This window comes from Streptomyces sp. NPDC048002, assembly GCF_040653275.1.
Classification (GTDB): Bacteria; Actinomycetota; Actinomycetes; order Streptomycetales; family Streptomycetaceae; genus Streptomyces.
Map to the genome: position 1 here is coordinate 1 of NZ_JBEZNL010000014.1, position 24,355 is coordinate 24,355.

Here is a 24,355-nt window from a genome sequence, read left to right on the forward strand (position 1 = left end):
GCCCCCGCCGAGGCCAACGCACCGTTGCTGCTGGGCCTGCTGGGCATCTGGTACGGCAACTTCCACGACGCCCAGTCGCACGCGGTGCTGCCCTACAGCCACTACCTGTCGAAGTTCACCGCCTACCTCCAGCAGCTGGACATGGAGTCCAACGGCAAGTCCGTGGACCGCGAGGGCCGGCCGGTGGACTGGCAGACCGGGCCCGTGGTCTGGGGCACCCCCGGCACCAACGGCCAGCACGCCTACTACCAGCTCATCCACCAGGGCACCAAGCTGATCCCGGCCGACTTCATCGGCTTCGCCCGCCCCGTCGCCGAGCTGAGCGGGGAACTGAAGGCCCAGCACGACCTGCTGATGGCGAACTTCTTCGCCCAGACCCAGGCCCTCGCCTTCGGCAAGACCCCCGACGAGGTCCGCGCGGAGGGCGTGCCCGAGGAACTCGTCGCCCACAAGACCTTCCACGGCAACCACCCCACCACCACGATCCTCGCCGGCGAGCTGACCCCCTCGGTCCTCGGCCAGCTCATCGCCCTCTACGAGCACAAGGTGTTCGTCCAGGGCGCCGTCTGGAACATCGACTCCTTCGACCAGTGGGGCGTCGAACTCGGCAAGGTCCTCGCCAAGCGCGTCGAACCCGCCCTCACCGAAGGCGCCGAGGTCCCCGGCCTCGACGCTTCCTCGCGCGCCCTGGTCGACGCCTACCGCGAACTGCGCGGACGGTGATCCCACGAGCGGGCGGCAGGGAGCCGCCCGCTCACGGTCCGTACGGGAGTTGACGGCACGTCGGGCACGTCGGGCCGGACCGGCTCACCACGCCTCCAGCGGTACCCGGCCGCGGACGGCGCGGGCCGCGGGGAGTGCGGCGACCGCCGCCGCGCCGAGTACCGCGGCGGCGCCGAACGCCACCAGCAGCACGGCGGACGGACCGTCCGCCACACCGGCCCCGATCCCGCTCGACCGGCTCTGCGCGTCGATCAGCCACCGTCCGAGCGGCGCCCCCAGCGCCGTGCCCGCCACCACCGCGGCCAGGGTCGTGCACACCGTCGCGGTGACCGTGATCCCCGTGATCTGGCGCGGTGAGAGTCCGATCGCGCGCAGGGCCAGCAGGTCCCGCTCGCCCTCGCGCACCAGGCCGCCGATGGCCGTGAGCAGTTCGATCAGGCCGATCAGGGCCAGCACGGTGATCAGCCCGACGACCACACCGCGCAGCGGGGAGAGCCCGTCGGCCGGATTGGGCACGGTGTGCACGTCCAGGTGCCCGTGTCCGGCGGCCGAGAGCCGGGCCGCGACCGCGGAGGCGTCCGAGCCGGGGCGCAGCCGCAGTTCGTAGCGGCTCGGGGCGAGCCCGGGGTCGTTCTCGCGCAGGGTGTCGAGCGAGGTGGAGATCACCCGCCCGGCGTTCTCCGGCTCGATGCTGCGGCCGACGATGTGCAGGATCTGCGGCTGGTCGCCCACCGTCATCCGCACCCAGTCCCCGACCCGCGCGTCCAGCAGGTTCAGCAGCCCCTGCCCGGCGACCGCCTCGTCCCGGCCGAGCGCGGGACGCCCCTCGGCCAGCGCGTACGGATAGGGCTCGGCGCGGGTGCCGAGGCCGCGCAGGGCGATCGTGGAGGTCTGGCCGGGGACCAGCGCGGCGACCTCGACACCCGGGTAGACCGCCGCCACCCGCGGATCGCGGGCGAGCAGCGCGCGGGCGTCCCGGGCGCCGATGCCGGCGTCGGTGTGCACGGTGAGCGCGGTGGGCAGACCGATCCGCTCGGGCTCGCTCCGGAAGCGGTCGATGGTGCTCCACGCGCTGAGCGCCACCACGATCAGCAGCAGCGGCAGGGTCAGCCGGGCGACCGTGGCGAGGGTGCGCGGACGGCGGGCGAAGGCGGTGTGCCAGCCCAGCACCAGCGCGGGGGACAGCCTCAGCCCCAGCATCCGCCGCACCGGCCCGGTCAGCCCGCCGCCCACCGGAGCGGCCGGCCGGGGCACCGGCACCGGCGGCACCCGCCCCGCGCGCCAGGCCGCGAGGCCGGTCGTCGCGGCGATGAACAGCACCGCGCAGACCGGGACGGCGAACAGCGCCACCGCGTGTCCGGGCAGCCCCTGCCACACCCCGACCGCGTCGCCGAGGCGCCCCGGGAACCGGTCGCCCACCGCCTCGATGAGCGCGGCCGCGGCGACGGCGCCCAGCAGGGCGTAGGCGAGATGCTGGAGCAGATAGCCGCGTACGACCTGGCCCGGCGTGAAGCCGATGGCCTTCAGGACCGAGATGTCCCGCAGATGACCGCGGATACGGGTGGCGATGGCCCCGTGCACGGCGAGACCGGCGGCGATCAGCGCGCCCAGTCCGAAGAGTCCGAGCACCTGGCCGAGCAGCCGGTTGTCGCCCTGTGCCTCGGCGCGTGCCTGCTGCCAGGTGGTGACCTCGCCGACCGCGCCGGCGCCCAGCAGGGTCACGGCGCGCTGGACGGCGTAGTCGGTGTCCTCGGGGTCGGTCAGGCGCAGCCCGGTGACCTGCCCGCCCGGGTCGCGGACCGCGGACGGCAGGGCCCAGACCAGTCCGGGCCGGCTGCCGGGCCGGTAGCGGGGCTCCGCGCTGTCGGCGACGCCGAGCACGGTCAGGGTGCGCGCGGTGCCGGGCAGCTTGAGCGTGTCGCCGGGGGCGGCCAGCAGGGTGCGGGCGAGGCCGGACTCCAGGACGACACCGTCGGGCGCCGCCGGGTCGAGCCAGTGACCGGCGGTGAGCAGCGGGCGGCCCACCGAGGGCAGCTCCGGGGTGCCGCGCAGCTCCACCGAGGCGCGGGCGCCGCGGGAGGCCAGGGTCGCGGAGGCGGTGAGGTAGGGGCCGGCGACGGCGTCGACGCCGTCGAGGGCGGTCAGCTTCCCGGCGTCCGTGGGGCCTGCCGTGTGCAGCCAGACGTGGGCGCCGCGGGACTGGGTGAAGACGCGCTGCCAGGGGTTGGTGGCATAGCCGAACAGGGCCGTGGCCAGCAGCAGGGAGAGCACGACGCCCGCGGTGGCGAGGACCAGGAACAGGGCCTCGCCGCGGTGCGCGCGCAGATCGGAGTGGGCCCAGCGCAGAGTGGCTCGCATGCGGCTCAGGCTCCCCGGGGATCGTCGTGGGGCCGCATGTCAGTCCCTGAGTTCCAGGACGCCGGATGTTCCGGCGCGGCGCGGCGGGGCGTCGTCGGCGAGGGCCGCGTCGTCGGCTATCCGGCCGTCGAAGAAGCTGATCACCCGGTCCGCCGCGCTGGCCAGCCGGGCGTCATGGGTGACCAGCAGGATCGTCTGGCCGCGCTGGTGGAACCGGGACAGCAGCCGCATCACCTCGCGGGTGCCCCGGCTGTCCAGACTGCCCGCCGGTTCGTCGGCCAGCAGCAGCGGCGGATGGTTGACCAGCGCCCGGGCCAGGGCGACGCGCTGCTGCTCGCCGCCGGACAGCTCGCCGGGCATGCTGCGCTCCTTGCCCGTCAGGCCCAGTCCGTCCAGCAGTTCCTCCCGCTCGGCGCGGGCCTTCCTGGGCGGGACACCGGCGAGCAGGGCGGGCAGTTCGATGTTGTCGGCGACCGACAGGTTCGACACCAGGTTGAAGAACTGGAAGACGACGCCGATGCGCTTCCTGCGCTCCACCGCCCAGCGCGCCTCGCTCCAGCCGTCCGTGGACGCGCCGTCCAGACGGATGCTGCCGGCGTCCGGCCGCTGGAGCCCGCCCAGCAGATGCAGCAAAGTCGACTTCCCCGCGCCGGACGGCCCGGTGACCGCCGTGAACTCGCCCGGCGCCAGGGCAAGATCGACGCCGCGCACGGCGTGCGCCGGGGCGCCCTCGCCGTGATGTGTCTTGACCAGGCCCCGCGCGTGCAGCACGGGAGCGGGACGGTCGCTCATTCCAGCTCCTCCAGCTCCTCCTGGCAGCGCTCCAGCCAGTCGAGATCGGCCTGTAGATGCAGCATCGCGCCCTCGATGAGCAGATGGGCGATGCGGTTGTCGCGGTCCTCGGCGGCGGCCAGCTTGGAGAGGGTGCGCATGGTGGTGAGGTACTGACGCCGTTGCCGGTTGATGAGAGCGATCTGGTCGGCGAGACCGGTCCGGGGGGCGAGGGCCAGCTTCATGAAGAACTCGTCCCGTACCCGCGGCTCGTCCTCGGTGTCCTCGAACCAGACGCTCAGCGCCTCCCGACCGGCGTCGGTGAGGTGGTAGACCTTCTTGTTGGGCCGGCTGGACTGCTCGACGTCCTCGCCCTCGATCAGTCCCGTCTTCTCGAGGCGGCCGAGGGTGACATAGATCTGGCCGACGTTCGGCTGAGGGTACGCCGAGCCCAGGAGTTGCTCAAGGTCCTGCTTGAGCTCGTAGCCGTGGGCGGGGCCGCGCGCGAGGAGTGCCAGGAGGGGCAGGCGCACTCGTGCTGTCCTCCTCGGTCCTTCGGTAATGTGCGACGGACCCTAGTATCGCGCATACCTAACAGGTATACATGGCCTCTGACCCGGGCGACGACGCCCGTGTGCCGGTGTACAGGGAGGAACCTATGCGGTGGATCCACACCGCCGGTAGGGGCCTCCTCGTCCTGCTCGTGGTGCTGACCGGGTACGCGGCTTCCGGAGTGCGCTCCCAGGGGGCCGCCGACGAGGGGCGCGGGCCGCTCACGCTGGCCACCGCCGGGGACCTCACCGGGTATCTGGGGCCGCTGCTGGAGGGCTGGAACCGGGCCCACCCCGGTGAACGGGTCACCCTCGTCGAGCTGCCGGACTCCGCCGACGACACCCACGCCCAGATGGCCACCGACCTGCGCGACGACGGCCGCGGCCGCTTCGACCTGCTGAACATCGACGTCAACTGGACCTCGGAGTTCGCCGCGGCGGGCTGGATACGCCCGCTGCCCCGGGACCGCTTCCCGCTGGAGTCCTTCCTGCCCCCGGTCGTGGACACGGCGACCTACGACGGGCGGCTGTACGCCGTCCCGTACGTCACCAACGCCGGCCTGCTGCTGTACCGCAAGGACGTCCTGGCCGCCGAGGGCGAACGGCCGCCGCGCACCTGGGCCGAGCTGGAACGGCTGGCGCGGACCGTCGCGCCGAGGCACGGACTGGACGGCTACGCGGGCCAGTTCCTGCCCTACGAGGGGCTGACCGTCAACGCGGCCGAGGCGGTGTACTCGGCGGGCGGCTCCATCCTCGGCGGTGAGGGCGAGCGGGTCACCGTCGACTCGGCCGCCGCCCGCGAGGGCATCGGCTTCCTGGCGCGCGGGGTGCGCGAGGGCTGGATCCCCGAACGGGCCCTGTCCTACAAGGAGGAGGAGTCCAAGGCGGCCTTCCAGGAGGGCCGGCTGCTCTTCCTGCGCAACTGGCCCTACGCCTACGTCGTCGCCTCCGCGGAGGGTTCACCGGTCGCCGGGAAGGTAGGCGCGGTGCCGCTGCCGGGGCCCGACGGACCGGGCACCAGTGTGCTCGGCGGCTCCAACCTGGCCGTCTCCGCGCATGCCCGGCACCCCGACTCCGCCGCCCGGCTGATGGCGTACCTGACCAGTGAGCGCGTCCAGCGCCAGGTCCTCACGCGGGGCGCGCTGCCACCGGTGCGGGCCGCCCTCTACGAGGACCCCGAGCTGATACGGGCGTTCCCGTATCTGCCGACCCTGCGCGAGAGCGTGCTCACGGCCGCTCCGCGCCCCAAGAGCCCGCGCTACGACCAGGTCAGCCTGGTGGTCCAGGCGGTCGTGCGGGACGCGATGACGGGGCGCACCACGCCCGCCGGGGCGGTGCGCCGACTGGCGCGCGAGCTCGCCGCCGTCTCCGCTCGATAGCTCAATAGTTACTTGTTAGGTAACGCGCGCATCTCATCTGACTGCCGAGCGGGATACTAAGTCCGCATTTGGCACCCCAACCCATCGGTAGCCTGCGTTCTTTTCATTGACACCCCTCGGACACGCCTACCTAACATGCATACATGTTGAGTAAGTACCGCTGGTGGCGTGACGCGGTGATCTATCAGGTGTACGTCCGCAGCTTCCTGGACAGCACCGGCGACGGCGTCGGCGATCTCGCCGGGGTCCGGGCCGGACTGCCCTACCTGAAGAAGCTCGGCGTCGACGGGATCTGGCTGAGCCCCTTCTACCCCTCGCCGCAGCACGACCACGGCTACGACGTCGCCGACTACCGCGACGTCGACCCCCTCTTCGGCGACCTCGCCGAGTTCGACCTGCTGATGGCGGCCGCCCGGCGGCTCGGCGTCAAGGTGCTGCTGGACATCGTCCCCAACCACTGCTCCAGCGAGCACCCGGCCTTCCGCGCCGCGCTCGCCTCCGCCCCCGGCAGCGCCGCCCGCGCCCGCTTCCACTTCGCCGACGGCCGCGGCCCGGACGGCGCCGAACCGCCCAACAACTGGCACGCCATGTTCGGCGGCCCGGCCTGGACCCGGGTCGACGACGGCCAGTGGTACCTGCACCTGTTCACCCCGGAGCAGCCCGACTGGAACTGGCGCGACCCCGAGGTCGGCGCCGACTTCGAGCGCACGCTCCGGTTCTGGCTCGACCGCGGCGTCGACGGCTTCCGTATCGACGTCGCCGCCGGCCTCTACAAGCACCCCGAGCTGCCCGACTCCGACGACCCGGAGGCCGATGCCCGCACCCGTGACTCGGTCAACCCGCTCGCCTGGAACCAGCCCGAGGTGCACGAGGTGTGGCGGCACTGGCGGGCCGTGTGCGAGGAGTACACCGCGCGCGACGGCCGTGAACGGCTCCTGGTCGGCGAGGTGTCCGTGCCGACCGCGCGCGAGCACGCCCGGTACGTCCGCCCCGACGAACTCCACCAGGCGTTCTTCTTCGACCTGCTCGGCGCGGCCTGGGACGCGGACGCCTTCCGCAAGGTCATCTCCGAGGCCATGCAGGACATCGCCGGGACCGGATCCACCGTCACCTGGGTCCTCAACAACCACGACCAGGTCCGCACCGTCACCCGCTACGGCGAACCCGCCACCGAGGGGAGCGGACTCGGCGCCGCCCGCGCCCGCGCCGCCGCCCTGCTGATGCTGGCGCTGCCCGGGGCCGCGTACATCTACCAGGGCGAGGAACTGGGGCTGCCCGAGGTCGTCGACCTGCCCGACGACGTGCTCACCGACCCCATCTTCCGGCGCACCGGCAGCAGGGCCCGGATCCGCGACGGCTGCCGGGTGCCGCTGCCCTGGTCGGGCCAGGCCTCACCGTTCGGCTTCACCTCCGGTGCCGACGGCGCCCGGCCCTGGCTGCCCCAGCCGGATTGGTTCGCCGAGCACGCCACCGACCGGGCCCTCGCCGACACCCGCTCCTTCTGGCACCTGTACCGCGACGGCCTGCAACTGCGTTCCTCCCTGCCCCAGTTGGGCGAGGGGGAGCTGCGCTGGCTGGACTCCGGGCCGGGCGTGCTCGCCTTCACCCGGGGCGACGGGGTGGTGTGCGCCGTCAACTTCGGTACGGCTCCCGCCCCCGCACCGGTCTCCGGCACCCCGCTCCTGTCCAGCGGCCCCTGCCCGGCCGGCGTCCTGCCCGGATCCACCGCGGCCTGGTGGATCGGCGACCTCTGATTTTCCGTCAACTCCCCATCTCCGAAGGGACATCAACGATGATGCGACGACGCTCCACCCTGCTGATGAGCTGCACCGCCCTCGTCCTGGCGCTCGGCGCGACCGCCTGCGGCGGCGGACCCGTCTCCGCGGGCGGCGGCGACCAGGAACTCGGCGGCCAGACCGTCACCGTCGCCGGGGTCTGGTCCGGCAGCGAGCAGAAGAACTTCCAGAAGGTGCTCGACGCCTTCTCCGAGCAGACCGGCGCCAAGACCCGGTTCGTCTCCACCGGGGACAACGTCTCCACGGTCGTCGGCAGCAAGATCGAGGGCGGCAACGCCCCCGACGTGGTGCTCGTCCCGCAGGTCGGCGTGCTCAAGCAGTTCGCCGAGCAGGGCTGGCTCGAACCGCTGTCCGAGAAGACCGAGAGCGCGGTCGACGCCGGCTTCGCGAGCGTCTGGAAGGACTACGGCAGCGTCGACGGCGCCTTCTACGGCCTCTACTTCAAGGCCGCTCACAAGTCGACCGTCTGGTACAGCCCCGACGCCCTCGACCAGGCCGGAGTGGAGCCGCCGCGGACCTTCGACGCGATGCTGAAGGCCGGCCGGACCGTCTCCGACTCCGGGCTCGCCGCGTTCTCCGTCGCGGGCCAGGACGGCTGGACCCTCACCGACTGGTTCGAGAACGTCTACCTCTCCCAGGCCGGACCCGAGAAGTACGACGCCCTCGCCGCCCACGAGCTGAAGTGGACGGACGCCAGCGTCGTCGAGGCGCTCACCACCCTCGGCACCCTCTTCAAGGACGAACGGCTCATCGCCGGCGGCCGGGACGGCGCCCTCAACACCGACTTCCCGGGCTCCGTCGAGCAGGTCTTCGGACCGAAGGCCGAGGCCGGCATGGTCTACGAGGGCGACTTCGTGGCCGGTGTCGCCAAGGACCAGTTCGGCAGGACCATCGGCGACGACGCCAACTTCTTCCCCTTCCCGGCGGTCGGCGACGGCGAGGCGCCCGTGGTCAGCGGCGGGGACGCCGCCGTCGTCCTGAAGGACGGCAAGAACCGCGAGGCCGCCCAGGCGCTGGTGGAGTTCCTCGCCACCCCGGAGGCCGCCGCCGTATGGGCCGACGCGGGCGGATTCCTCTCCCCGAACAAGAAGGTCGACCCCTCCGCCTACAGCGACGCCGTCACCCGCGCCACCGCCAAGTCCCTCATAGCAGCCGGGGACTCGGTCCGCTTCGACATGTCCGACCAGGCACCCGCGGCCTTCGGCGGCACCAAGGGCACCGGCGAGTGGAAGATCCTCCAGGACTTCCTGCGCGACCCCGCCGACCCCGAGGCGACCGCGGCGAAGCTGGAGGCCGCGGCGGCCAAGGCGTACAAGGACTGACGCGCCATGACCGCGACCCTCGTCAAGGAGACGAACCCGCCGCCGCCCGTCCCGCTCCCCGAGCGGGCCCGGCGCCTGAGGCGACGCGGACGGATCGTCGCCCTCCTGTTCGCCCTCCCCGCGCTGCTGCTGCTCGGCGCGCTCGTCGTCTACCCCGTGCTGTTCTCCGTCGGCCGCAGCTTCTTCGACGCCTCCGGCACCCGGTTCGTGGGCGGCGACAACTACACGGAGATGTTCCGCGACCCCGCCACCCTCAAGGCCGTCCGCAACACCGCGATCTGGGTGGTGGTGGCCCCGGCCCTGCTCACCGGGCTCGGCCTGATCCTGGCCGTGCTGGTGGAGAAGGTCCGTTGGGCCACCGCGTTCAAACTGCTGCTGTTCATGCCGATGGCGGTGTCCTTCCTGGCCGCCGGCATCGTCTTCCGGCTCGCCTACGACGAGGACCCGGACAAGGGCGTCCTCAACGCCGCCGTGGTCTCCGTGCACGACGCCGTCCGGGGCACCTCGCCCTACCCCACCGCCCGCGCCCGGGAGGGCCAGGGCCTGCTCAGGGCCGCCGACGGCTCGTACCGCACGAGCGGGAGCGTCGCACCGGGCGAGAGCGTCACCCTCGGCCTGGTCGGCGTCCCGCCCGCGGAACTCCCCGCCGGTACCGAACCCGCCCGGGGTGCGGCCGCCCGCCCGGCCGTCCCCGGTGAGCTGAGCGGCGTCGTCTACCTGGACTTCACCCGCGGCGGCGGAGGACGGCAGGGCGAGGTCGATCCGCAGGAGAGCGGGCTGCCCGGGGTCCAGGTGGAGGCGGTGCGCGACGGTCGTACCGCCGCGACCGCGACCACCGCCTCCGACGGTTCCTTCCGCTTCGCGGACCTGGACCGCGGCCCGTACGAGCTACGGCTCCCGGCGTCGAACTTCGCCGCGCCGTACGAGGGGATCTCCTGGCTCGGGCCGGTGCTCGTCACCCCGGCGATCATCGGGGCGTACCTGTGGATCTGGACCGGGTTCGCCATGGTCCTGATCGGCGCCGGTCTGGCGACCCTGCCGAGGGACGCGCTGGAGGCCGCGCGGATGGACGGCGCCAACGAGTGGCAGATCTTCCGGCGGATCACCGTGCCGTTGCTCGCGCCCGTGTTGACCGTGGTCTTCGTGACCCTGGTGATCAACGTGATGAAGGTCTTCGACCTCGTCTACATCATCGCGCCGGGACCGGTGCAGGAGGACGCCACGGTGCTCGCCACCCAGATGTGGCTGGTCTCCTTCGGCGGCGGCAACGACCAGGGCCTCGGCAGCGCCCTCGGCGTGCTCCTGCTGCTGCTCGTCGTGCCCGCCATGGTCTTCAACCTCCGCCGCTTCCGAAGGAGTCAGCGATGAACGTGATCCGCCGGGCCCTCGGCAGCGGTGCGGTGCAGGTCTTCCTGGTGCTGGTCTCGCTGGTCTGGGTCACCCCGCTCGCCGGGCTGCTGATGTCCTCGCTGAGGTCCGCCGAGGACACCGCGCGCGGCGGCTGGTGGACGGTGTTCACCAGTCCCGGCCAGCTGTCCCTGGACAACTACTCGGCGCTGCTGGAGAACGCGGGCATCACCCGGGCGTTCTGGAACACCGTGCTGATCTCGGTGCCGACGACCGTGCTGGTGGTGGTCCTCGCCGCGCTCGCCGGATACGCCTTCGCCTGGCTGGACTTCCCCGGCCGGGACGCGGTCTTCCTGGTCGTGGTCGCGCTGTTGGTGGTGCCGGTGCAGATCGGCCTGCTGCCGGTGGCCAAACTCTTCGGTCAGCTCGGGCTGTTCGGCACGATCCCCGGGGTGGTGCTCTTCCACGTCGCCTACGGGCTGCCGTTCGCGGTGTTCCTGCTGCGCAACTACTTCGCCGAGCTGCCCAAGGAGATGCTGGAGGCCGCGCGGATGGACGGCGGCGGGGAGTGGCGGATCTTCACGCGGCTGGTGCTGCCGGTCGGGCGGCCGGCCATCGCCAGCCTCGCGATCTTCCAGTTCCTGTGGGTGTGGAACGACATGCTGGTCGCGCTGCTCTTCGCGGACAGTGCGTCTCAGCCGTTGACCGTGGAACTCCAGTCCCAGATACGTCAGTTCGGCAGCAACATCGACGTACTGGCGCCGGGGGCCTTCGTCTCGCTGATCGTGCCGGTGATCGTGTTCTTCGCCTTCCAACGGCACTTCGTGCAGGGGGTGATGGCGGGTTCGGTGAAGTAGGTTTCCACCCCCGCCGCCCCTTCCCGTCCCGCCCCCTGGGGGCTCCGCCCCCAGACCCCCGTTCGGCCCCGAAAGGGCCTCGTCCTCAAACGCCGGACGGGCTGAATCCAGCCCCTCCGGCGTTTGAGGAGCGGGGGTTCAGGGGGCGGAGCCCCCTGGGCTCCGCCCCCGGCTCACGCCGAGGCCGGTGGGTACAGTGCGCGCGGCAGCTGGGAGGCCGCTGCCGCGTCCAGGAGCCACAGGGTGCGCTGCCTGCCGTACGCGCCCGCCGCCGGCGCCTGGATCTCACCGGCACCCGACAGGGCGATGGCCGCGGCCTCCGCCTTGTCCTCGCCGGCCGCCAGCAGCCACACCTCACGGGCCGCCCGGATCGCCGGGAGGGTGAGGGTGATCCGGGTGGGCGGGGGCTTCGGCGCGCCGTGCACCCCGACCACCGTCCGCTCGGTCTCCCGGACCGCGGGCAGCTCCGGGAACAGCGACGCGACATGCGTGTCCGGACCGACGCCCAGCATCAGGACGTCGAAGACGGGCACGGACCCATGGTTCTCCGGGCCCGCCGCACGGGCCAGCTCGTCGGCGTACGCGGCCGCGGCGGCCTCCGCGTCCGCACCGAGCGGCCCGTCCGAGGCGGGCATCGCGTGCACCCGCTTCGGATCCAGGGGCACCGCGTCCAGCAGGGCCTCACGGGCCTGCGTGACATTGCGCTCCGGGTCGCCCTCGGGCAGGAACCGCTCGTCGCCCCACCACAGGTCCAGACGCCCCCAGTCGACGGCGTCCCGGGCCGGGGCGGCGGCCAGCGCGGCCAGCAGCCCGTTGCCGTTGCGGCCGCCGGTGAGGACCACGGACGCGTAGCCCCGGGAGGCCTGGGCGTCCACGATCCTCGTGATCAGCCGGGCCGCCGCGGCCTGCGCCATCAGCTCCTTGTCGCGGTGCACGACCAGCTGCGGAGTGCTCACTTCGCCGCCGCCTTCTTCGCCGGAGCCTTCTTCGCTGCCTTCCGGGCCGGCGCCGGAGCCGGCTCGGCCGCCTCCGCCTCCGCCTCGGCCGGAGCCGCCTCGACGGGAGCCGAAGCCGCCGGCTCCTCGGCGCGGACCTGCTCCGCGATGCCCGCGTTCAGCCGCCCCACGCCGAACCGCAGCGCCGAGGCGTAGGTGTCGTCCGGGTCCAGCCGGCGCAGCTCCTCCGCGATCAGCTCGGCGGTCTCCCGCCGCTTCAGCGCGACCGAGCGGTCCGGCTGGCCCTCGATGGACAGGGTGGCCAGCGAGCCGTCCGCCCGGTCCAGGACGATCGGGCCGCAGTCGGTGGCCATCCGTACCGCCGTCAGACCGGGGCCCGAGGACAGCGACCGCTTGACGGGGACGTCCAGCCGGTCCGCGAGCCACATCGCCAGCAGCTCACAGCTCGGGTTGAACTCCTCGCCCTCCACCTCGACGCCCTTGACCTCGCACACGACCTGGTCCAGGGCCGCGGCCAGCATCGAGCGCCAGGGCGTGATGCGGGTCCACGACAGGTCCGTGTCACCGGGGGTGTAGGTGCCCGAGCGGGCCTCCAGGTCCCGTACGGGCTGCTCGGAGGCGTAGGTGTCGGTCACCCGGCGCTGGCCGAGCGCGCCCAGCGGGTCGCTGGCCGGGTCGAGCGGCGCGTTCACCGGCCACCAGACCACGACCGGGGCGTCCGGCAGCAGCAGCGGCAGGACCACCGACTGGGCGTGGTCGACGACCTCGCCGTACAGGCGCAGCACGATCGTCTCGCCGGTGCCCGCGTCCGCGCCCACCCGCACCTCGGCGTCCAGGCGGGACTTCGTACGGTCGCGGGGCGAACGCGAGACGCGCTTGATGACCACGATCGTGCGCGAGGGGTGCTCGCGCGAGGCGTCGTTCGCGGCCTTGAGCGCGTCGTACGCGTTCTCCTCGTCCGTGACGATGACCAGCGTGAGCACCATGCCGACGGCAGGGGTGCCGATCGCCCGGCGCCCCTTCACGAGAGCCTTGTTGATCTTGCTGGCCGTGGTGTCCGTCAGGTCTGTTTTCATGGCCGGCGCCAGCTCCGTCCGTCTCGCTCCAGCATCTCGTCCGCCTCGACGGGACCCCAGGTACCGGCCGGGTACTGGGCCGGTGCGCCGTGCTTGTCCCAGTACTGCTCGATCGGGTCGAGGATCTTCCAGGACAGCTCGACCTCCTCGGTGCGCGGGAAGAGGTTGGAGTCGCCGAGCAGGACGTCCAGGATGAGCCGCTCGTACGCCTCCGGGCTGGACTCCGTGAAGGACTCGCCGTAGGCGAAGTCCATGGACACGTCCCGGATCTCCATCGAGGTGCCCGGCACCTTGGACCCGAAGCGGACCGTGACGCCCTCGTCCGGCTGGACGCGGATCACGATCGCGTTCTTGCCCAGCTCCTCCGTCGCCGTGTGGTCGAAGGGGGAGTGCGGGGCCCGCTGGAAGACCACCGCGATCTCGGTGACCCGGCGGCCCAGCCGCTTGCCGGTGCGCAGGTAGAAGGGGACGCCCGCCCAGCGGCGGTTGTCCACCGACAGTTTGATCGCGGCGTAGGTGTCGGTCTTCGACTTGGGGTCGATGCCCTCCTCCTGGAGGTACCCGACCGCCTTCTCGCCGCCCTGCCAGCCCGCCGCGTACTGCCCGAACACGGTGTCCCGGCCCAGCTCCTTCGGCAGCCGTACCGCGCCGAGCACCTTGGTCTTCTCCGCGGCCAGCGCGTCCGCGTCGAAGGAGGCGGGCTCCTCCATGGCGGTGAGCGCCATCAGCTGGAGCAGGTGGTTCTGGATGACGTCCCGGGCCGCGCCGATGCCGTCGTAGTAGCCGGCCCGGCCGCCGATGCCGATGTCCTCGGCCATCGTGATCTGGACGTGGTCCACGAAGGACCGGTTCCAGATCGGCTCGAACATCGTGTTGGCGAACCGCAGCGCCAGGATGTTCTGGACGGTCTCCTTGCCCAGGTAGTGGTCGATCCGGAAGACCTGGTCGGGGGCGAAGACCTCGTGCACGACCTGGTTGAGTTCCTCGGCCGAGGTGAGGTCGTGCCCGAAGGGCTTCTCGATGACCGCGCGCCGCCAGGAGCCGCCCGTCTGGTCGGCGAGGCCGTGCTTCTTGAGCTGCTGGATGACCACCGGGAAGGAGCGCGGCGGCACGGACAGGTAGAAGGCGAAGTTGCCGCCCGTGCCCTGTGCCTTGTCCAGCTCCTCGATGGTGCCGCGCAGCCGCTCGAACGCCTCGTCGTCGTCGAACGTGCCCTGGACGAACCGCATGCCCTGGATGAGCTGGTGCCAGACCTCCTCGCGGAAGGGGGTGCGGGCATGCTCCTTGACCGCGTCGTGGACCTCCTGTGCGAAGTCCTCGTGGGCCCACTCCCGCCGGGCGAAGCCGACCAGCGAGAAGCCCGGCGGCAGCAGACCCCGGTTCGCGAGGTCGTACACCGCGGGCATGAGCTTCTTTCGTGACAAATCGCCCGTGACGCCGAAGATCACCAGGCCCGACGGCCCCGCGATGCGCGGGAGCCGTCGGTCGGCGGGGTCACGGAGCGGATTCGCTCCGGAACCGGAAATGGGGGCCAAGGTGTCAGCCCTCCGAGGGGGCGAGGCGCTCCAGCTCCGCCTCGGTCGACTTGAGCAGGTCGTTCCAGGACGCCTCGAACTTCTCGACGCCCTCGTCCTCCAGCAGCTGCACCACGTCGTCGTACGCGATCCCGAGCTTCTCGACGGCGTCGAGCTCGGCGCGGGACTGCTCGTAGGTGCCGGCCACCGCGTTGCCGCGGATCCGGCCGCCCTCCTCGGTCGCCCGGAGGGTCGCCTCCGGCATCGTGTTGACCGTGTTCGGCGCGACCAGCTCGTCGACGTACAGGGTCGCCTTGTAGGCCGGGTCCTTGACGCCGGTGGAGGCCCACAGCGGACGCTGCTTGTTGGCGCCCGCCTTCTCCAGCGCGTTCCAGCGGTCGGTGGCGAACACCTCCTCGTACGCCTGGTAGGCCAGGCGCGCGTTGGCGACGCCGGCCTTGCCACGCGCGGCCTTGGCCTCGTCGGTGCCCAGCGCGTCGATCCGCTTGTCGATCTCGGTGTCCACCCGGGACACGAAGAAGGACGCCACCGAGTGGATCAGGGACAGGTCGAGCCCCTTCTCCCGGGCCTTCTCCAGACCCGCGATGTACGCGTCCATGACCTCGCGGTACCGCTCCAGCGAGAAGATCAGGGTCACGTTGACGCTGATGCCGTTGCCGATCACCTCGGTGATCGCCGGCAGACCCGCCTTGGTGGCCGGGATCTTGATCAGGGTGTTGGGGCGGTCGACCAGCCAGGCCAGCTGCTTGGCCTCGGCCACGGTCGCCCGGGTGTGGTGGGCGAGCCGCGGGTCGACCTCGATCGACACCCGGCCGTCCTGCCCGCCGGTCGCCTCGAAGACCGGGTGCAGGATGTCGGCGGCGTCCCGGACGTCCGCCGTGGTGATCATGCGGACCGCCTCCTCGACGGTGACCTTGCGGGCGGCGAGGTCGGCGAGCTGCTGCTCGTAACCGTCGCCCGACGAGATCGCCTTCTGGAAGATGGTCGGGTTGGTGGTGACGCCCACGACGTGCTGCTGGTCGATCAGCTCGGCGAGGTTGCCGGACGTGATCCGCTGGCGCGACAGGTCGTCCAGCCAGATCGCGACGCCTTCTTCGGAGAGGCGCTTGAGTGCGTCTGTCATGGAATTACATCTCCTACGTGTCGTATGTCGGCGTCAGCGCCGGGCGGCGGCGAGGGACTCCCGCGCCTGGGCGGCCACGTTCTCGGCAGTGAAGCCGTACTCCTCGAAGAGCACCTTGCCGTCGGCCGAAGCACCGAAGTGCTCCAGGGAAACGATGCGGCCGGCGTCCCCGACGTACTTGTGCCAGGTGAGCCCGATACCGGCCTCCACCGCGACACGCGCCCTGACCGAGGGCGGCAGGACGCTGTCCCGGTACCCCTGGTCCTGCTCCTCGAACCACTCCGCGCAGGGCATCGACACGACGCGCGTCGCGACCCCGTCGGCCTCCAGCCGCTCACGCGCCTCCACGGCCACGTGCACCTCGGAACCGGTGGCGATCAGGATCACCTCGGGCGTCCCCGTCGAAGCCTCGAACAGGACGTAACCGCCGTTGGCCGCGTCCTCGTTGGGCTCGTAGGTCGGCACACCCTGACGGGTCAGCGCCAGGCCGTGCGGGGCACCCTTGCCGAAGACCTTCGTGTACCGCTTGAGGATCTCTCGCCAGGCGATGGCGGTCTCGTTGGCGTCCGCGGGGCGGACCACGTTCAGACCCGGGATCGCGCGCAGCGAGGCGAGGTGCTCGACCGGCTGGTGGGTCGGGCCGTCCTCACCGAGACCGATGGAGTCGTGCGTCCACACGTACGTCACCGGCAGGTGCATCAGGGCCGACAGACGTACGGCGTTGCGCATGTAGTCGGAGAACACCAGGAAGGTGCCGCCGTAGACGCGGGTGTTGCCGTGCAGCGTAATGCCGTTCATCTCCGCGGCCATGGAGTGCTCGCGGATACCGAAGTGGATCGTGCGGCCGTAGGGGTCGGCCTCCGGCAGCGGGTTGTCCGCGGGGAGGAACGACGACGTCTTGTCGATCGTCGTGTTGTTGGAGCCGGCCAGGTCGGCCGAGCCGCCCCACAGCTCCGGGACGACCGGGCCGAGCGCCTGGAGCACCTTGCCGGACGCGGCACGGGTGGCGACACCCTTGCCGGGCTCGAAGACCGGGATGGCGGACTCCCAGCCCTTGGGCAGCTCGCCGGCGTTGATCCGGTCGAACTCGGCGGCCCGCTCCGGGTTGTTGCTGCGCCACTCCTGGAAGGACTTCTCCCACTCCGCCTTGGCCTGACGGCCGCGCTCCAGCGCCTGGCGGGTGTGGCCGATGACCTCGTCGGAGACCTCGAAGCTCTGCTCCGGGTCGAAGCCGAGGACCCGCTTGGTCGCCGCGACCTCGTCGTCGCCGAGCGCCGAGCCGTGCGCGGCCTCGGTGTTCTGGGCGTTCGGGGCCGGCCAGGCGATGATCGAGCGCATCGCGATGAAGGACGGCCGGTCGGTGACGGCCTTGGCCTTCTGCACGGCCTCGAAGATCCCGGCCGGGTCGAGGTCGCCGTTGGCCTGCGGCTCGACGCGCTGCACATGCCAGCCGTAGGCCTCGTACCGGGCGGTGACCTCCTCGGAGACGGCCGTCTCCGTGTCGCCCTCGATCGAGATGTGGTTGTCGTCCCACAGCAGGATCAGGTTGCCCAGCCGCTGGTGGCCGGCGAGCGAGGACGCCTCGGCGGAGATGCCCTCCTGGAGGCAGCCGTCACCGGCGACGCAGAAGATGTGGTGGTCGAAGGGCGACTCGCCGGTGGGAGCCTCCGGGTCGAACAGACCGCGCTCGTAGCGGGCGGCCATCGCCATGCCCACCGCGTTGGCGACACCCTGGCCGAGCGGGCCCGTGGTGGTCTCGACGCCGACGGTGTGGCCGTACTCCGGGTGACCGGGCGTCTTGGAGCCCCAGGTCCGGAACGACTTCAGATCGTCCAGCTCCAGGCCGAAGCCGGCCAGGTAGAGCTGGGTGTAGAGGGTCAGGGACGAGTGTCCCGCGGACAGCACGAAGCGGTCCCGGGCGACCCAGTCCGCGTCCGCGGGGTCGTGCCGCATCACCTTCTGGAAGAGGGTGTACGCGGCGGGCGCAAGGCTCATCGCCGTACCGGGATGGCCGTTGCCGACCTTCTGTACGGCGTCGGCGGCCAGGACGCGGGCGGTGTCAACGGCCCGCTGGTCCAGCTCGGTCCACTCGAGGTCTGTGGTGGTCGGCTTGGTGCTCACCCTGGGTCAGGGCTCCTCTCCACATGTCACGCATTGTCGAATGCCGGTGCACGGGGCGCCCCGGACGTTGTCGAGCCTACCCCCGTATGTACGTGCGTTTTTTCGAGTCATTCCAGACTGCCGGGACTCGCCGGTATCCGCCTCCCGACTGGCCCGTTCCATGTTCGGCAAGTGAATACGGAGCCGCTCGAACGAGTGCTCAATCGAGTGTCGATCGGCTCTTCCGGCGGTGCTCCCCAACACGAGGCCACCCCCGCGAATGTCCGGGTCTGGGCAACGTCTACAGTGGCGTGGTACGCGCGAGCCTTTACCCGGACTTCACACGGGCGGGCTTGCTGGGATGTCTCTGTCAGGGGTGTGCGTGACGGCCGTTGAATCCCGTCCACCGGGGATTGTCGGGACGAGCCAGAGCCCGATGCGGCGGCCGATCGGGGCCCGGGTCATGGCGTTCGTCGCGCTGACCAAGCCGCGGATCATCGAGCTGCTGCTGATCACCACCGTGCCGGTGATGTTCCTGGCGGAGCAGGGCGTGCCCGATCTGGGGCTCGTGCTGCTGACCTGCCTCGGCGGCTACCTCTCCGCGGGCGGCGCCAACGCGCTGAACATGTGGTTCGACCGTGACATCGACGCGCTGATGGACCGCACCTCGCAGCGCCCGCTGGTCACCGGCATGGTCAGCCCGCGCGAGTGCCTCGCCTTCGGCATCACCCTGGCGGTCGTCTCCACCCTGCTCTTCGGCCTCGCCGTCAACTGGCTGTCCGCCTGGCTCGCCCTCGGCGCGCTCCTCTTCTACGTCGTCGTCTACACGATGATCCTCAAGCGCCGTACCTCGCAGAACATCGTCTGGGGCGGCATCGCGGGCTGCATGCCGGTGCTGATCGGCTGGTCCGCGGTCACGAACTCGCTGTCGTGGGCGCCGGTCATCCTCTTCCTGGTGATGTTCTTCTGGACGCCGCCGCACTACTGGCCGCTGTCCATGAAGGTGAAGGACGACTACGCCCGGGTGGGCGTGCCGATGCTCCCGGTCGTCGCCTCCAACAAGGCCGTCGCCCAGCAGATCGTGCTCTACAGCTGGGTCATGGTCGCGGTCTCGCTGCTGCTGACCCCGCTCGGCTACACCGGCTGGTTCTACACGCTGGTCGCCCTGGTGGCGGGCGGCTGGTGGCTGTGGGAGGCGCACGCCCTGCAGAACCGGGCGAAGGCCGAGGTGACGGGCGCGAAGCTGAAGGAGATGCGGCTGTTCCACTGGTCCATCACCTATGTCTCGCTGCTCTTCGTCGCGGTCGCGGTGGACCCCTTCCTGAGGTAAGGGTCACTCCGCCCCGCCGTCGCGGATCGATCTACCCGTCGGTAGCATCCTGGCCATGGCAGACACGCAAGCGGTTGACGCGAAGGCCGAGCGCCGGGCGGCCAAGCTGGCAAAGCAGATCGGCGCCTTCTCCAAGGCACACGGCGGCGCCGAGGGCCAGGTGGCCTACCTCGGCGAGCGCGGTGCCCGGATCGCCCTGGTCGGCGCGGACGGCGAGTGGGGCAACCTGGTGGCCCCCACGTATCCGATCGCCGAAGAGGCGGTGCGCAAGGCGGGCATCACCGTTCACGAGGAATTCGACGGCGAGTTCGCCGCGAAGTTGCGGACCGGCCCGTACGAGTGGTCCCGGATGGCCGGGATCCAGATCGGCGGCCCGAGCAACGGCTGAGGAAGCCGCCCGCGCGGAGGAAGCCGCCCGCGTCGAGGAAGCCGCCCGCGCCCCCACACCTGAACCCCGGTTCACCCGTTAAGCCCTGTAAAGGCGAGCACGGGAGTGCCGGATGATCGAAACGCCGTCCCTCGTGGACCAGTACTGCCACGGGGTGCTGCGCACGGAGCTGGGCCTCGGCACCTTCGAGGCCCGGCTCGCCCGCACCGAGGGTCCGCCGGCGCCCGGCACCACCCTCTTCGACACCCAGACGGGCTTCGCCGTACGGCGCTGGTGCCCTCCGCTGCTCGGTCTGGAACCGCACTGTCCGCCCGCCCGCTATCTGGCCCGCCGTCGTGAACTCGGCGTACTGGAGGCGGGCCGGCGGCTGTTGCGCGGCAGCGGCATCACCACCTACCTGGTCGACACCGGTCTCCCCGGCGACCTCACCGGACCCGAGGAACTGGCCACGGCCGGCCAGGCGCGGGCGCACGAGATCGTCCGTCTGGAACTCCTCGCGGAGCAGGTCGCCGACACCTCCGGGACCGTGGAGTCCTTCCTCGCCAATCTCGCCGAGTCGGTGCACGCCGCCGCCGGCCACGCCGTCGCCTTCACCTCCATCGCGGGGGTACGGCACGGACTGGCGCTGGCCCCCGAACCGCCGGGACCGGGCGAGGTGCGCGGCGCCGCCGGGCGCTGGCTGGCCGGGCGCCGGGTGGGCGGTGAACTGACCGACCCGGTGCTGTTACGGCACCTGCTGTGGAGCGCGGTCGCCTCCGGGCTGCCGCTGCAACTGCACGCGGGGCTGGGCGAGCCGGGCCTGCGCATCGACCGCACGGACCCGGTGCTGCTCACCGACTTCGTCCGCGCCACGGCCGGACTCGGCACCGACCTGATCCTGCTGCACGGCTACCCCTACCACCGGCACGCCGCCCATCTGGCCGGCGTCTTCCCGCACGTCTACGCCGACTCCGGCGCCGCTCTGGTCCGCACCGGCGCCCGGGCCGCGACCGTACTGGCGGAGATCCTGGAACTCGCCCCCTTCGGCAAGATCCTCTTCTCCACCGGCGCCCAGGAACTCCCCGAACTGCACGTCGTCGGCGCCCGCCTCTTCCGCGAGGCCCTGGGCCGGGTGCTCGGCACCTGGGTCGCGGAGGGCGCCTGGTCGCTGACGGACGCGCAACGGGTGGCCGGCCTGATCGCGGCGGGCAACGCCCGGCGGGTGTACGGGCTGGAGTGAGCCGGACAGACTGGGCGGATGGAGACCGAGGAGTTGCTCGACCACTTCGTCCGCGCTCTGACGCCTCTGGCCCCGGAGGCCGTCTGGGCCCACGGCTCCCTCGCCGGCGGCGACTACCAGGAGGGCCGCAGCGACCTGGATCTGATCGCGGTGCTGCCCCGTCCCCTGACCCCGGGCGTCGTGTGGAGGCTCGCCCTGCTGCACGCCCGGCTGCGTGCCGAGCCGCTCGCGGCGAAGCTCCACTGCACGTACCTCACGCCGGACACGGCGCACGATGCCGGGCGCGGCCATCTGACCTGGGCTCACCAGCGGCTCTTCCGACGACCGGTCACCCCCGTGACCCGGCGCGAGCTGCACACCTTCGGACGGGTCCTGCACGGGCGCGGCCCCACCGGGCTGCTGCCGGCGGTCCCGGACCGTGAACTGAGCGCGTTCGTCGTACGCGATCAGCGGGAGTTCTGGCGGCCCGCCGTCGGAGAGGCCCGGCTGTGGACCCAGGAGGTCTGGGTCGACCTCGGAATGATCACCCTTGCCCGCGCCACGGTCACCGCGCGCGAAGGACGGCTGATCTCCAAGGGTGAGGCCCTGGACCTGCTGCCCGGACTCGGCGCCCCGGTCGAGGTCGTCGACGACATCCGACGACGCCGCTACGGCGATCCCGCGCCGCCGACCGGGGAGTGGACGGCGCGCCGGGCCCGGTTGACCCGGGACTACCTGGGGCCCGCCATCGACGCGCTCACCACGTCGGCCTGAGGGGGGATCCCGGGGAGCTCGGTCTCCGGCCGTTCCCGCAGGGACAGCAGCACCCGCAGGGTCGCGATCCACACCAGGCAGGAGCCGAACATGTGGGCGCCGACCAGGATCTCGGGGAGGTCGGTGAAGTACTGGACGTAGCCGATGACGCCCTGGCCCAGCAGGACCAGGAAGAGGTCACGGGTGCGGGCCAGCGGGCCGCGGGGCGCGTCGACCGCCTTGAGCACGAACCACAGGGCGAAGGTCAGCGTCACCACGATCCACGCCAGGACCGCGTGCAGCTTGCTCACGTTCTCCCAGTCCAGCGGCATCCGCTCGACCTCGCTGGAGTCGCCCGCGTGCGGTCCGGCGCCGGTGACGACGGTGCCGGCCGCGATCAGCAGCACGGTCACCGCGACCAGGACCCAGACCAGCTGGCTCACCGACCTGCCGACCAGCGGGCGCGGTGCCTCGTCGCCCTCCCGGGTGCGCTGCCACATCACCGTGGCGACCGCGATCAGCGCCGAGGACAGCAGGAAGTGCGCCGCGACCGTGTAGGGGTTCAGGCCGACCAGCACCACGATCCCGCCGAGGATCGCGTTGCCCATCACCACCCAGAACTGCGCCCAGCCCAGCCGGGTCAGGCCGCGCCGGTACGGCTTCTCGGAGCGCGCGGCGATGATCGCCCACCCGACGGCGGCGCACAGCACGTAGGTCAGCATCCGGTTGCCGAACTCGATGTAGCCGTGGATGCCCATCTCGGCGGTGTTGTTGATCGAGTCCTCGGTGCACTTGGGCCAGGTCGGGCAGCCGAGGCCCGAGCCGGTCAGCCGCACCGCGCCGCCGGTGATCACGATGACCACCGACATGACGAGCGCGGCGAGGGCCGCCCGCTGAACCGTCCTCGGATCCGGGGTCCAGCGTGCGGCGATGAAGGCGAGCGGGTTGCGCACGGCCGCGATGGCGTCGGCGCGGTTCAGATTCGGCACGCGGACCATCGTAGGCCCGGGTTTGTGCACGCGTTCACGAGGGTCCCGCCCGGCTCACTCCCAGCGGAAGAACTTCCCCGCCGCGGCCAGGCCCACGACCGCCCACACCGCGAGGATCCCCAGGTCGCCCCAGGGCATCGCGGCCCCGTGCTGGAGCACGTCCCGCAGTCCCTCCGACAGGGCCGTGATGGGCAGCAGACCGAGCACGTCCTGGGCCGCCTGCGGGAACTTGTCCAGCGGCACGACCACCCCGCCGCCGACGAGCAGCAGCAGGAAGACCAGGTTGGCGGCGGCCAGCGTGGCCTCCGCCTTCAGGGTGCCCGCCATCAGCAGACCGAGCCCCGAGAACGCGGCCGTGCCCAGCACCAGCAGCAGCGCCACGGCCACCGGGCCGCCCTTCGGGTCCCAGCCGAGGGACAGCGCGATCACCGTCACCAGCAGCACCTGGAGCACCTCGGTGACCAGCACCGACAGGGTCTTCGCCGTCATCAGGCCCCAGCGCGGCAGCGGGGAGGAGGCCAGCCGCTTCAGGACGCCGTAGCGCCGCTCGAAGCCGGTGGCGATGGCCTGCCCGGTGAACGCCGTCGACATCACGGCGAGCGCCAGGATGCCGGGGGCGAGGAAGTCGACGGACTCGCCCTCGCCGGTGTCCACGACGTCCACGGTGCTGAACAGGACCAGCAGCAGCGTCGGGATCACCACGGTGAGCAGCAGCTGCTCACCGTTGCGCAGGAGCATCCTCGTCTCCAGCGCGGCCTGGGCCATGATCATGCGGGGGAGCGGCGCGGCTCCGGGCTTCGGGGTGTAGGTACCCGCGGTCACGAACGCAGCTCCCTGCCGGTGAGTTCCAAGAAGACGTCCTCCAGGGTGTGCCGTTCCACCGAGATGCGGTCCGGCATCACCCCGTGCTGCGCGCACCAGGAGGTGACCGTGGCGAGCAGCTGGGGGTCGACCTTGCCGGCCACCCGGTACGAGCCCGGGGTCACCTCGGCGGCCGTGCTGTCGGCGGGCAGCGCCTTCAGCAGGGAGGCGACGTCGAGGCCGGGGCGGCCGGTGAAGCGCAGGGTGTTCTCGGCGCCGCCGCGGCACAGCTCCTCGGGGGAGCCCTGCGCGACGACCCGGCCCGCGTCGATGATCGCCACGTCGTCGGCGAGCTGCTCGGCCTCGTCCATGTGGTGCGTGGTGAGGATCACCGACACGCCGTCCGCGCGCAGGTCCCGGATCAGGTCCCAGGTGGACCGACGGGCCTGCGGGTCGAGGCCGGCCGTCGGCTCGTCCAGGAACACCAGTTCCGGTCGTCCCACCACGGCCATCGCCAGCGCGAGCCGCTGCTGCTGTCCGCCGGACAGGCGCCGGTAGCTCGTGCGGCCGCAGCCGCCCAGGCCCAGCCGCTCGATCAGGGCGTCCACGTCCAGCGGGTGGGCGTGCAGCCGGGCCACGTGGCGGAGCATCTCGTCGGCGCGGGCGCCCGAGTACACACCCCCGGACTGGAGCATGACGCCGATCCTGGGGCGCAGCTCCCCGGACTGCCGGACCGGGTCGAGGCCGAGGACCCGCACGGTCCCGGAGTCGGGCGTGCGGTACCCCTCGCAGGTCTCGACGGTGGTGGTCTTGCCCGCGCCGTTGGGGCCGAGCACGGCGGTCACCCCCGCCCGGGCCACCAGGTCCAGGCCGTCCACCGCGGTCTTCGTGCCGTACCGCTTCACCAGGGCCTGCACCTGGACCACGGGCTCAGTTCGCATGGCTCAAGAGTCTAGGGAGCCGCCCGGCCGCCCGGACCCGGGGGTGCCCCCGCCCGAGCGG

General features: G+C 71.9%; 20 protein-coding genes and 1 pseudogene. 10 read left to right on the forward strand and 11 right to left on the reverse strand.

Annotated features, from left to right (window positions below; all coding sequences use genetic code 11):
* Window positions 1–723: pseudogene (locus tag AB0E07_RS18945) on the forward strand (glucose-6-phosphate isomerase); the annotation flags it as partial.
* A gap of 84 nt (window positions 724–807) precedes the next feature.
* Here AB0E07_RS18945 and AB0E07_RS18950 read toward each other — a convergent pair.
* The 3 genes from AB0E07_RS18950 to AB0E07_RS18960 are packed head-to-tail and all read right to left on the reverse strand — an operon-like array spanning window position 808 to window position 4,385.
* The gene (locus AB0E07_RS18950) at window positions 808–3,081 is read right to left on the reverse strand and encodes an FtsX-like permease family protein (protein WP_362252868.1); all 2,274 of its coding nucleotides are present in this window, start codon (window positions 3,079–3,081) and stop codon (window positions 808–810) included.
* Window positions 3,082–3,120: 39 nt separating this feature from the next.
* A complete protein-coding gene (locus AB0E07_RS18955) occupies window positions 3,121–3,873 on the reverse strand; it encodes an ABC transporter ATP-binding protein (RefSeq protein WP_362252871.1) in 753 nt (250 codons plus the stop codon).
* Complete coding sequence (locus AB0E07_RS18960) at window positions 3,870–4,385, reverse strand: PadR family transcriptional regulator (protein ID WP_351929251.1); 516 nt, start codon at window positions 4,383–4,385, stop codon at window positions 3,870–3,872. Before AB0E07_RS18960 ends, AB0E07_RS18955 begins: the two co-directional genes overlap by 4 nt.
* 125 nt (window positions 4,386–4,510) lie before the next feature.
* On the opposite strand from AB0E07_RS18960, the gene AB0E07_RS18965 reads away from it, so the two are divergent.
* From AB0E07_RS18965 to AB0E07_RS18985, 5 genes are all read left to right on the forward strand, one after another.
* Window positions 4,511–5,782: an ABC transporter substrate-binding protein gene (locus AB0E07_RS18965; RefSeq protein ID WP_362252875.1), complete on the forward strand. Its 1,272-nt coding sequence runs from the start codon at window positions 4,511–4,513 to the stop codon at window positions 5,780–5,782.
* A 143-nt stretch (window positions 5,783–5,925) separates the two neighbouring features.
* Window positions 5,926–7,536, forward strand: coding sequence for a glycoside hydrolase family 13 protein (locus AB0E07_RS18970; RefSeq protein ID WP_362252878.1), 1,611 nt, complete (start codon window positions 5,926–5,928; stop codon window positions 7,534–7,536).
* Window positions 7,537–7,574: 38 nt separating this feature from the next.
* On the forward strand, window positions 7,575–8,900 hold the full coding sequence (locus AB0E07_RS18975) for an ABC transporter substrate-binding protein (RefSeq protein WP_362252881.1): 1,326 nt from the start codon (window positions 7,575–7,577) through the stop codon (window positions 8,898–8,900).
* A 6-nt stretch (window positions 8,901–8,906) separates the two neighbouring features.
* Window positions 8,907–10,268 (forward strand): sugar ABC transporter permease, encoded by a 1,362-nt coding sequence (locus tag AB0E07_RS18980; protein ID WP_362252886.1) that lies wholly within the window; start codon window positions 8,907–8,909, stop codon window positions 10,266–10,268.
* The gene (locus tag AB0E07_RS18985) at window positions 10,265–11,104 is read left to right on the forward strand and encodes a carbohydrate ABC transporter permease (RefSeq protein WP_362252889.1); all 840 of its coding nucleotides are present in this window, start codon (window positions 10,265–10,267) and stop codon (window positions 11,102–11,104) included. Before AB0E07_RS18980 ends, AB0E07_RS18985 begins: the two co-directional genes overlap by 4 nt.
* Before the next feature lie 173 nt (window positions 11,105–11,277).
* On the opposite strand, the gene pgl is transcribed toward AB0E07_RS18985, so the two are convergent.
* The 5 genes from pgl to tkt are packed head-to-tail and all read right to left on the reverse strand — an operon-like array spanning window position 11,278 to window position 17,915.
* Entirely contained in the window at window positions 11,278–12,060 is a 783-nt protein-coding gene (pgl, locus tag AB0E07_RS18990; protein WP_362252892.1) for a 6-phosphogluconolactonase, read from the reverse strand.
* Window positions 12,057–13,136 carry a glucose-6-phosphate dehydrogenase assembly protein OpcA gene (gene opcA, locus AB0E07_RS18995; protein WP_362252895.1) on the reverse strand — a complete coding sequence of 360 codons (1,080 nt, stop codon included), beginning with the start codon at window positions 13,134–13,136 and terminating at the stop codon, window positions 12,057–12,059. The genes pgl and opcA overlap by 4 nt, the downstream gene beginning before the upstream one ends.
* The gene (gene zwf, locus AB0E07_RS19000; protein ID WP_362252898.1) at window positions 13,133–14,671 is read right to left on the reverse strand and encodes a glucose-6-phosphate dehydrogenase; all 1,539 of its coding nucleotides are present in this window, start codon (window positions 14,669–14,671) and stop codon (window positions 13,133–13,135) included. The genes opcA and zwf overlap by 4 nt, the downstream gene beginning before the upstream one ends.
* A gap of 4 nt (window positions 14,672–14,675) precedes the next feature.
* The gene (gene tal / locus AB0E07_RS19005; RefSeq protein ID WP_362252901.1) at window positions 14,676–15,794 is read right to left on the reverse strand and encodes a transaldolase; all 1,119 of its coding nucleotides are present in this window, start codon (window positions 15,792–15,794) and stop codon (window positions 14,676–14,678) included.
* 33 nt (window positions 15,795–15,827) lie between these two features.
* The gene (tkt, locus tag AB0E07_RS19010; protein WP_362252904.1) at window positions 15,828–17,915 is read right to left on the reverse strand and encodes a transketolase; all 2,088 of its coding nucleotides are present in this window, start codon (window positions 17,913–17,915) and stop codon (window positions 15,828–15,830) included.
* 355 nt (window positions 17,916–18,270) lie between these two features.
* On the opposite strand from tkt, the gene AB0E07_RS19015 reads away from it, so the two are divergent.
* From AB0E07_RS19015 to AB0E07_RS19030, 4 genes are all read left to right on the forward strand, one after another.
* Entirely contained in the window at window positions 18,271–19,224 is a 954-nt protein-coding gene (locus tag AB0E07_RS19015; RefSeq protein WP_362253315.1) for a heme o synthase, read from the forward strand.
* Between the two features lie 55 nt (window positions 19,225–19,279).
* Entirely contained in the window at window positions 19,280–19,612 is a 333-nt protein-coding gene (locus AB0E07_RS19020; protein ID WP_362252907.1) for a hypothetical protein, read from the forward strand.
* A gap of 112 nt (window positions 19,613–19,724) precedes the next feature.
* Window positions 19,725–20,831 (forward strand): amidohydrolase family protein, encoded by a 1,107-nt coding sequence (locus tag AB0E07_RS19025; RefSeq protein WP_362252910.1) that lies wholly within the window; start codon window positions 19,725–19,727, stop codon window positions 20,829–20,831.
* Window positions 20,832–20,849: 18 nt separating this feature from the next.
* Complete coding sequence (locus tag AB0E07_RS19030) at window positions 20,850–21,584, forward strand: nucleotidyltransferase domain-containing protein (protein WP_362252912.1); 735 nt, start codon at window positions 20,850–20,852, stop codon at window positions 21,582–21,584.
* Here AB0E07_RS19030 and AB0E07_RS19035 read toward each other — a convergent pair.
* The 3 genes from AB0E07_RS19035 to AB0E07_RS19045 are packed head-to-tail and all read right to left on the reverse strand — an operon-like array spanning window position 21,542 to window position 24,294.
* A complete protein-coding gene (locus AB0E07_RS19035) occupies window positions 21,542–22,561 on the reverse strand; it encodes a COX15/CtaA family protein (RefSeq protein ID WP_362252914.1) in 1,020 nt (339 codons plus the stop codon). The two genes, AB0E07_RS19030 and AB0E07_RS19035, sit on opposite strands and share 43 nt — an antisense overlap.
* Before the next feature lie 45 nt (window positions 22,562–22,606).
* Window positions 22,607–23,323, reverse strand: a complete 717-nt coding sequence (locus AB0E07_RS19040; protein ID WP_362253318.1) for an ABC transporter permease — start codon at window positions 23,321–23,323, stop codon at window positions 22,607–22,609.
* Window positions 23,324–23,370: 47 nt separating this feature from the next.
* Entirely contained in the window at window positions 23,371–24,294 is a 924-nt protein-coding gene (locus AB0E07_RS19045; RefSeq protein WP_362252917.1) for an ABC transporter ATP-binding protein, read from the reverse strand.
* Window positions 24,295–24,355: the final 61 nt, after the last annotated feature.

Coding starts and splice junctions, on each gene's coding strand:
- AB0E07_RS18985 (WP_362252889.1), top strand. CDS start 10,265: ATGAACGTGATCCGCCGGGCCCTCGGCAGCGGTGCGGTGCAGGTCTTC.
- tal (WP_362252901.1), bottom strand. CDS start 15,794: ATGACAGACGCACTCAAGCGCCTCTCCGAAGAAGGCGTCGCGATCTGG.
- AB0E07_RS19025 (WP_362252910.1), top strand. CDS start 19,725: ATGATCGAAACGCCGTCCCTCGTGGACCAGTACTGCCACGGGGTGCTG.
- AB0E07_RS18980 (WP_362252886.1), top strand. CDS start 8,907: ATGACCGCGACCCTCGTCAAGGAGACGAACCCGCCGCCGCCCGTCCCG.
- AB0E07_RS19035 (WP_362252914.1), bottom strand. CDS start 22,561: ATGGTCCGCGTGCCGAATCTGAACCGCGCCGACGCCATCGCGGCCGTG.
- AB0E07_RS18975 (WP_362252881.1), top strand. CDS start 7,575: ATGATGCGACGACGCTCCACCCTGCTGATGAGCTGCACCGCCCTCGTC.
- AB0E07_RS18965 (WP_362252875.1), top strand. CDS start 4,511: ATGCGGTGGATCCACACCGCCGGTAGGGGCCTCCTCGTCCTGCTCGTG.
- opcA (WP_362252895.1), bottom strand. CDS start 13,136: ATGAAAACAGACCTGACGGACACCACGGCCAGCAAGATCAACAAGGCT.
- AB0E07_RS19030 (WP_362252912.1), top strand. CDS start 20,850: ATGGAGACCGAGGAGTTGCTCGACCACTTCGTCCGCGCTCTGACGCCT.
- AB0E07_RS18955 (WP_362252871.1), bottom strand. CDS start 3,873: ATGAGCGACCGTCCCGCTCCCGTGCTGCACGCGCGGGGCCTGGTCAAG.
- AB0E07_RS18970 (WP_362252878.1), top strand. CDS start 5,926: ATGTTGAGTAAGTACCGCTGGTGGCGTGACGCGGTGATCTATCAGGTG.
- AB0E07_RS19040 (WP_362253318.1), bottom strand. CDS start 23,323: ATGATCATGGCCCAGGCCGCGCTGGAGACGAGGATGCTCCTGCGCAAC.
- AB0E07_RS18950 (WP_362252868.1), bottom strand. CDS start 3,081: ATGCGAGCCACTCTGCGCTGGGCCCACTCCGATCTGCGCGCGCACCGC.
- AB0E07_RS19020 (WP_362252907.1), top strand. CDS start 19,280: ATGGCAGACACGCAAGCGGTTGACGCGAAGGCCGAGCGCCGGGCGGCC.
- AB0E07_RS19045 (WP_362252917.1), bottom strand. CDS start 24,294: ATGCGAACTGAGCCCGTGGTCCAGGTGCAGGCCCTGGTGAAGCGGTAC.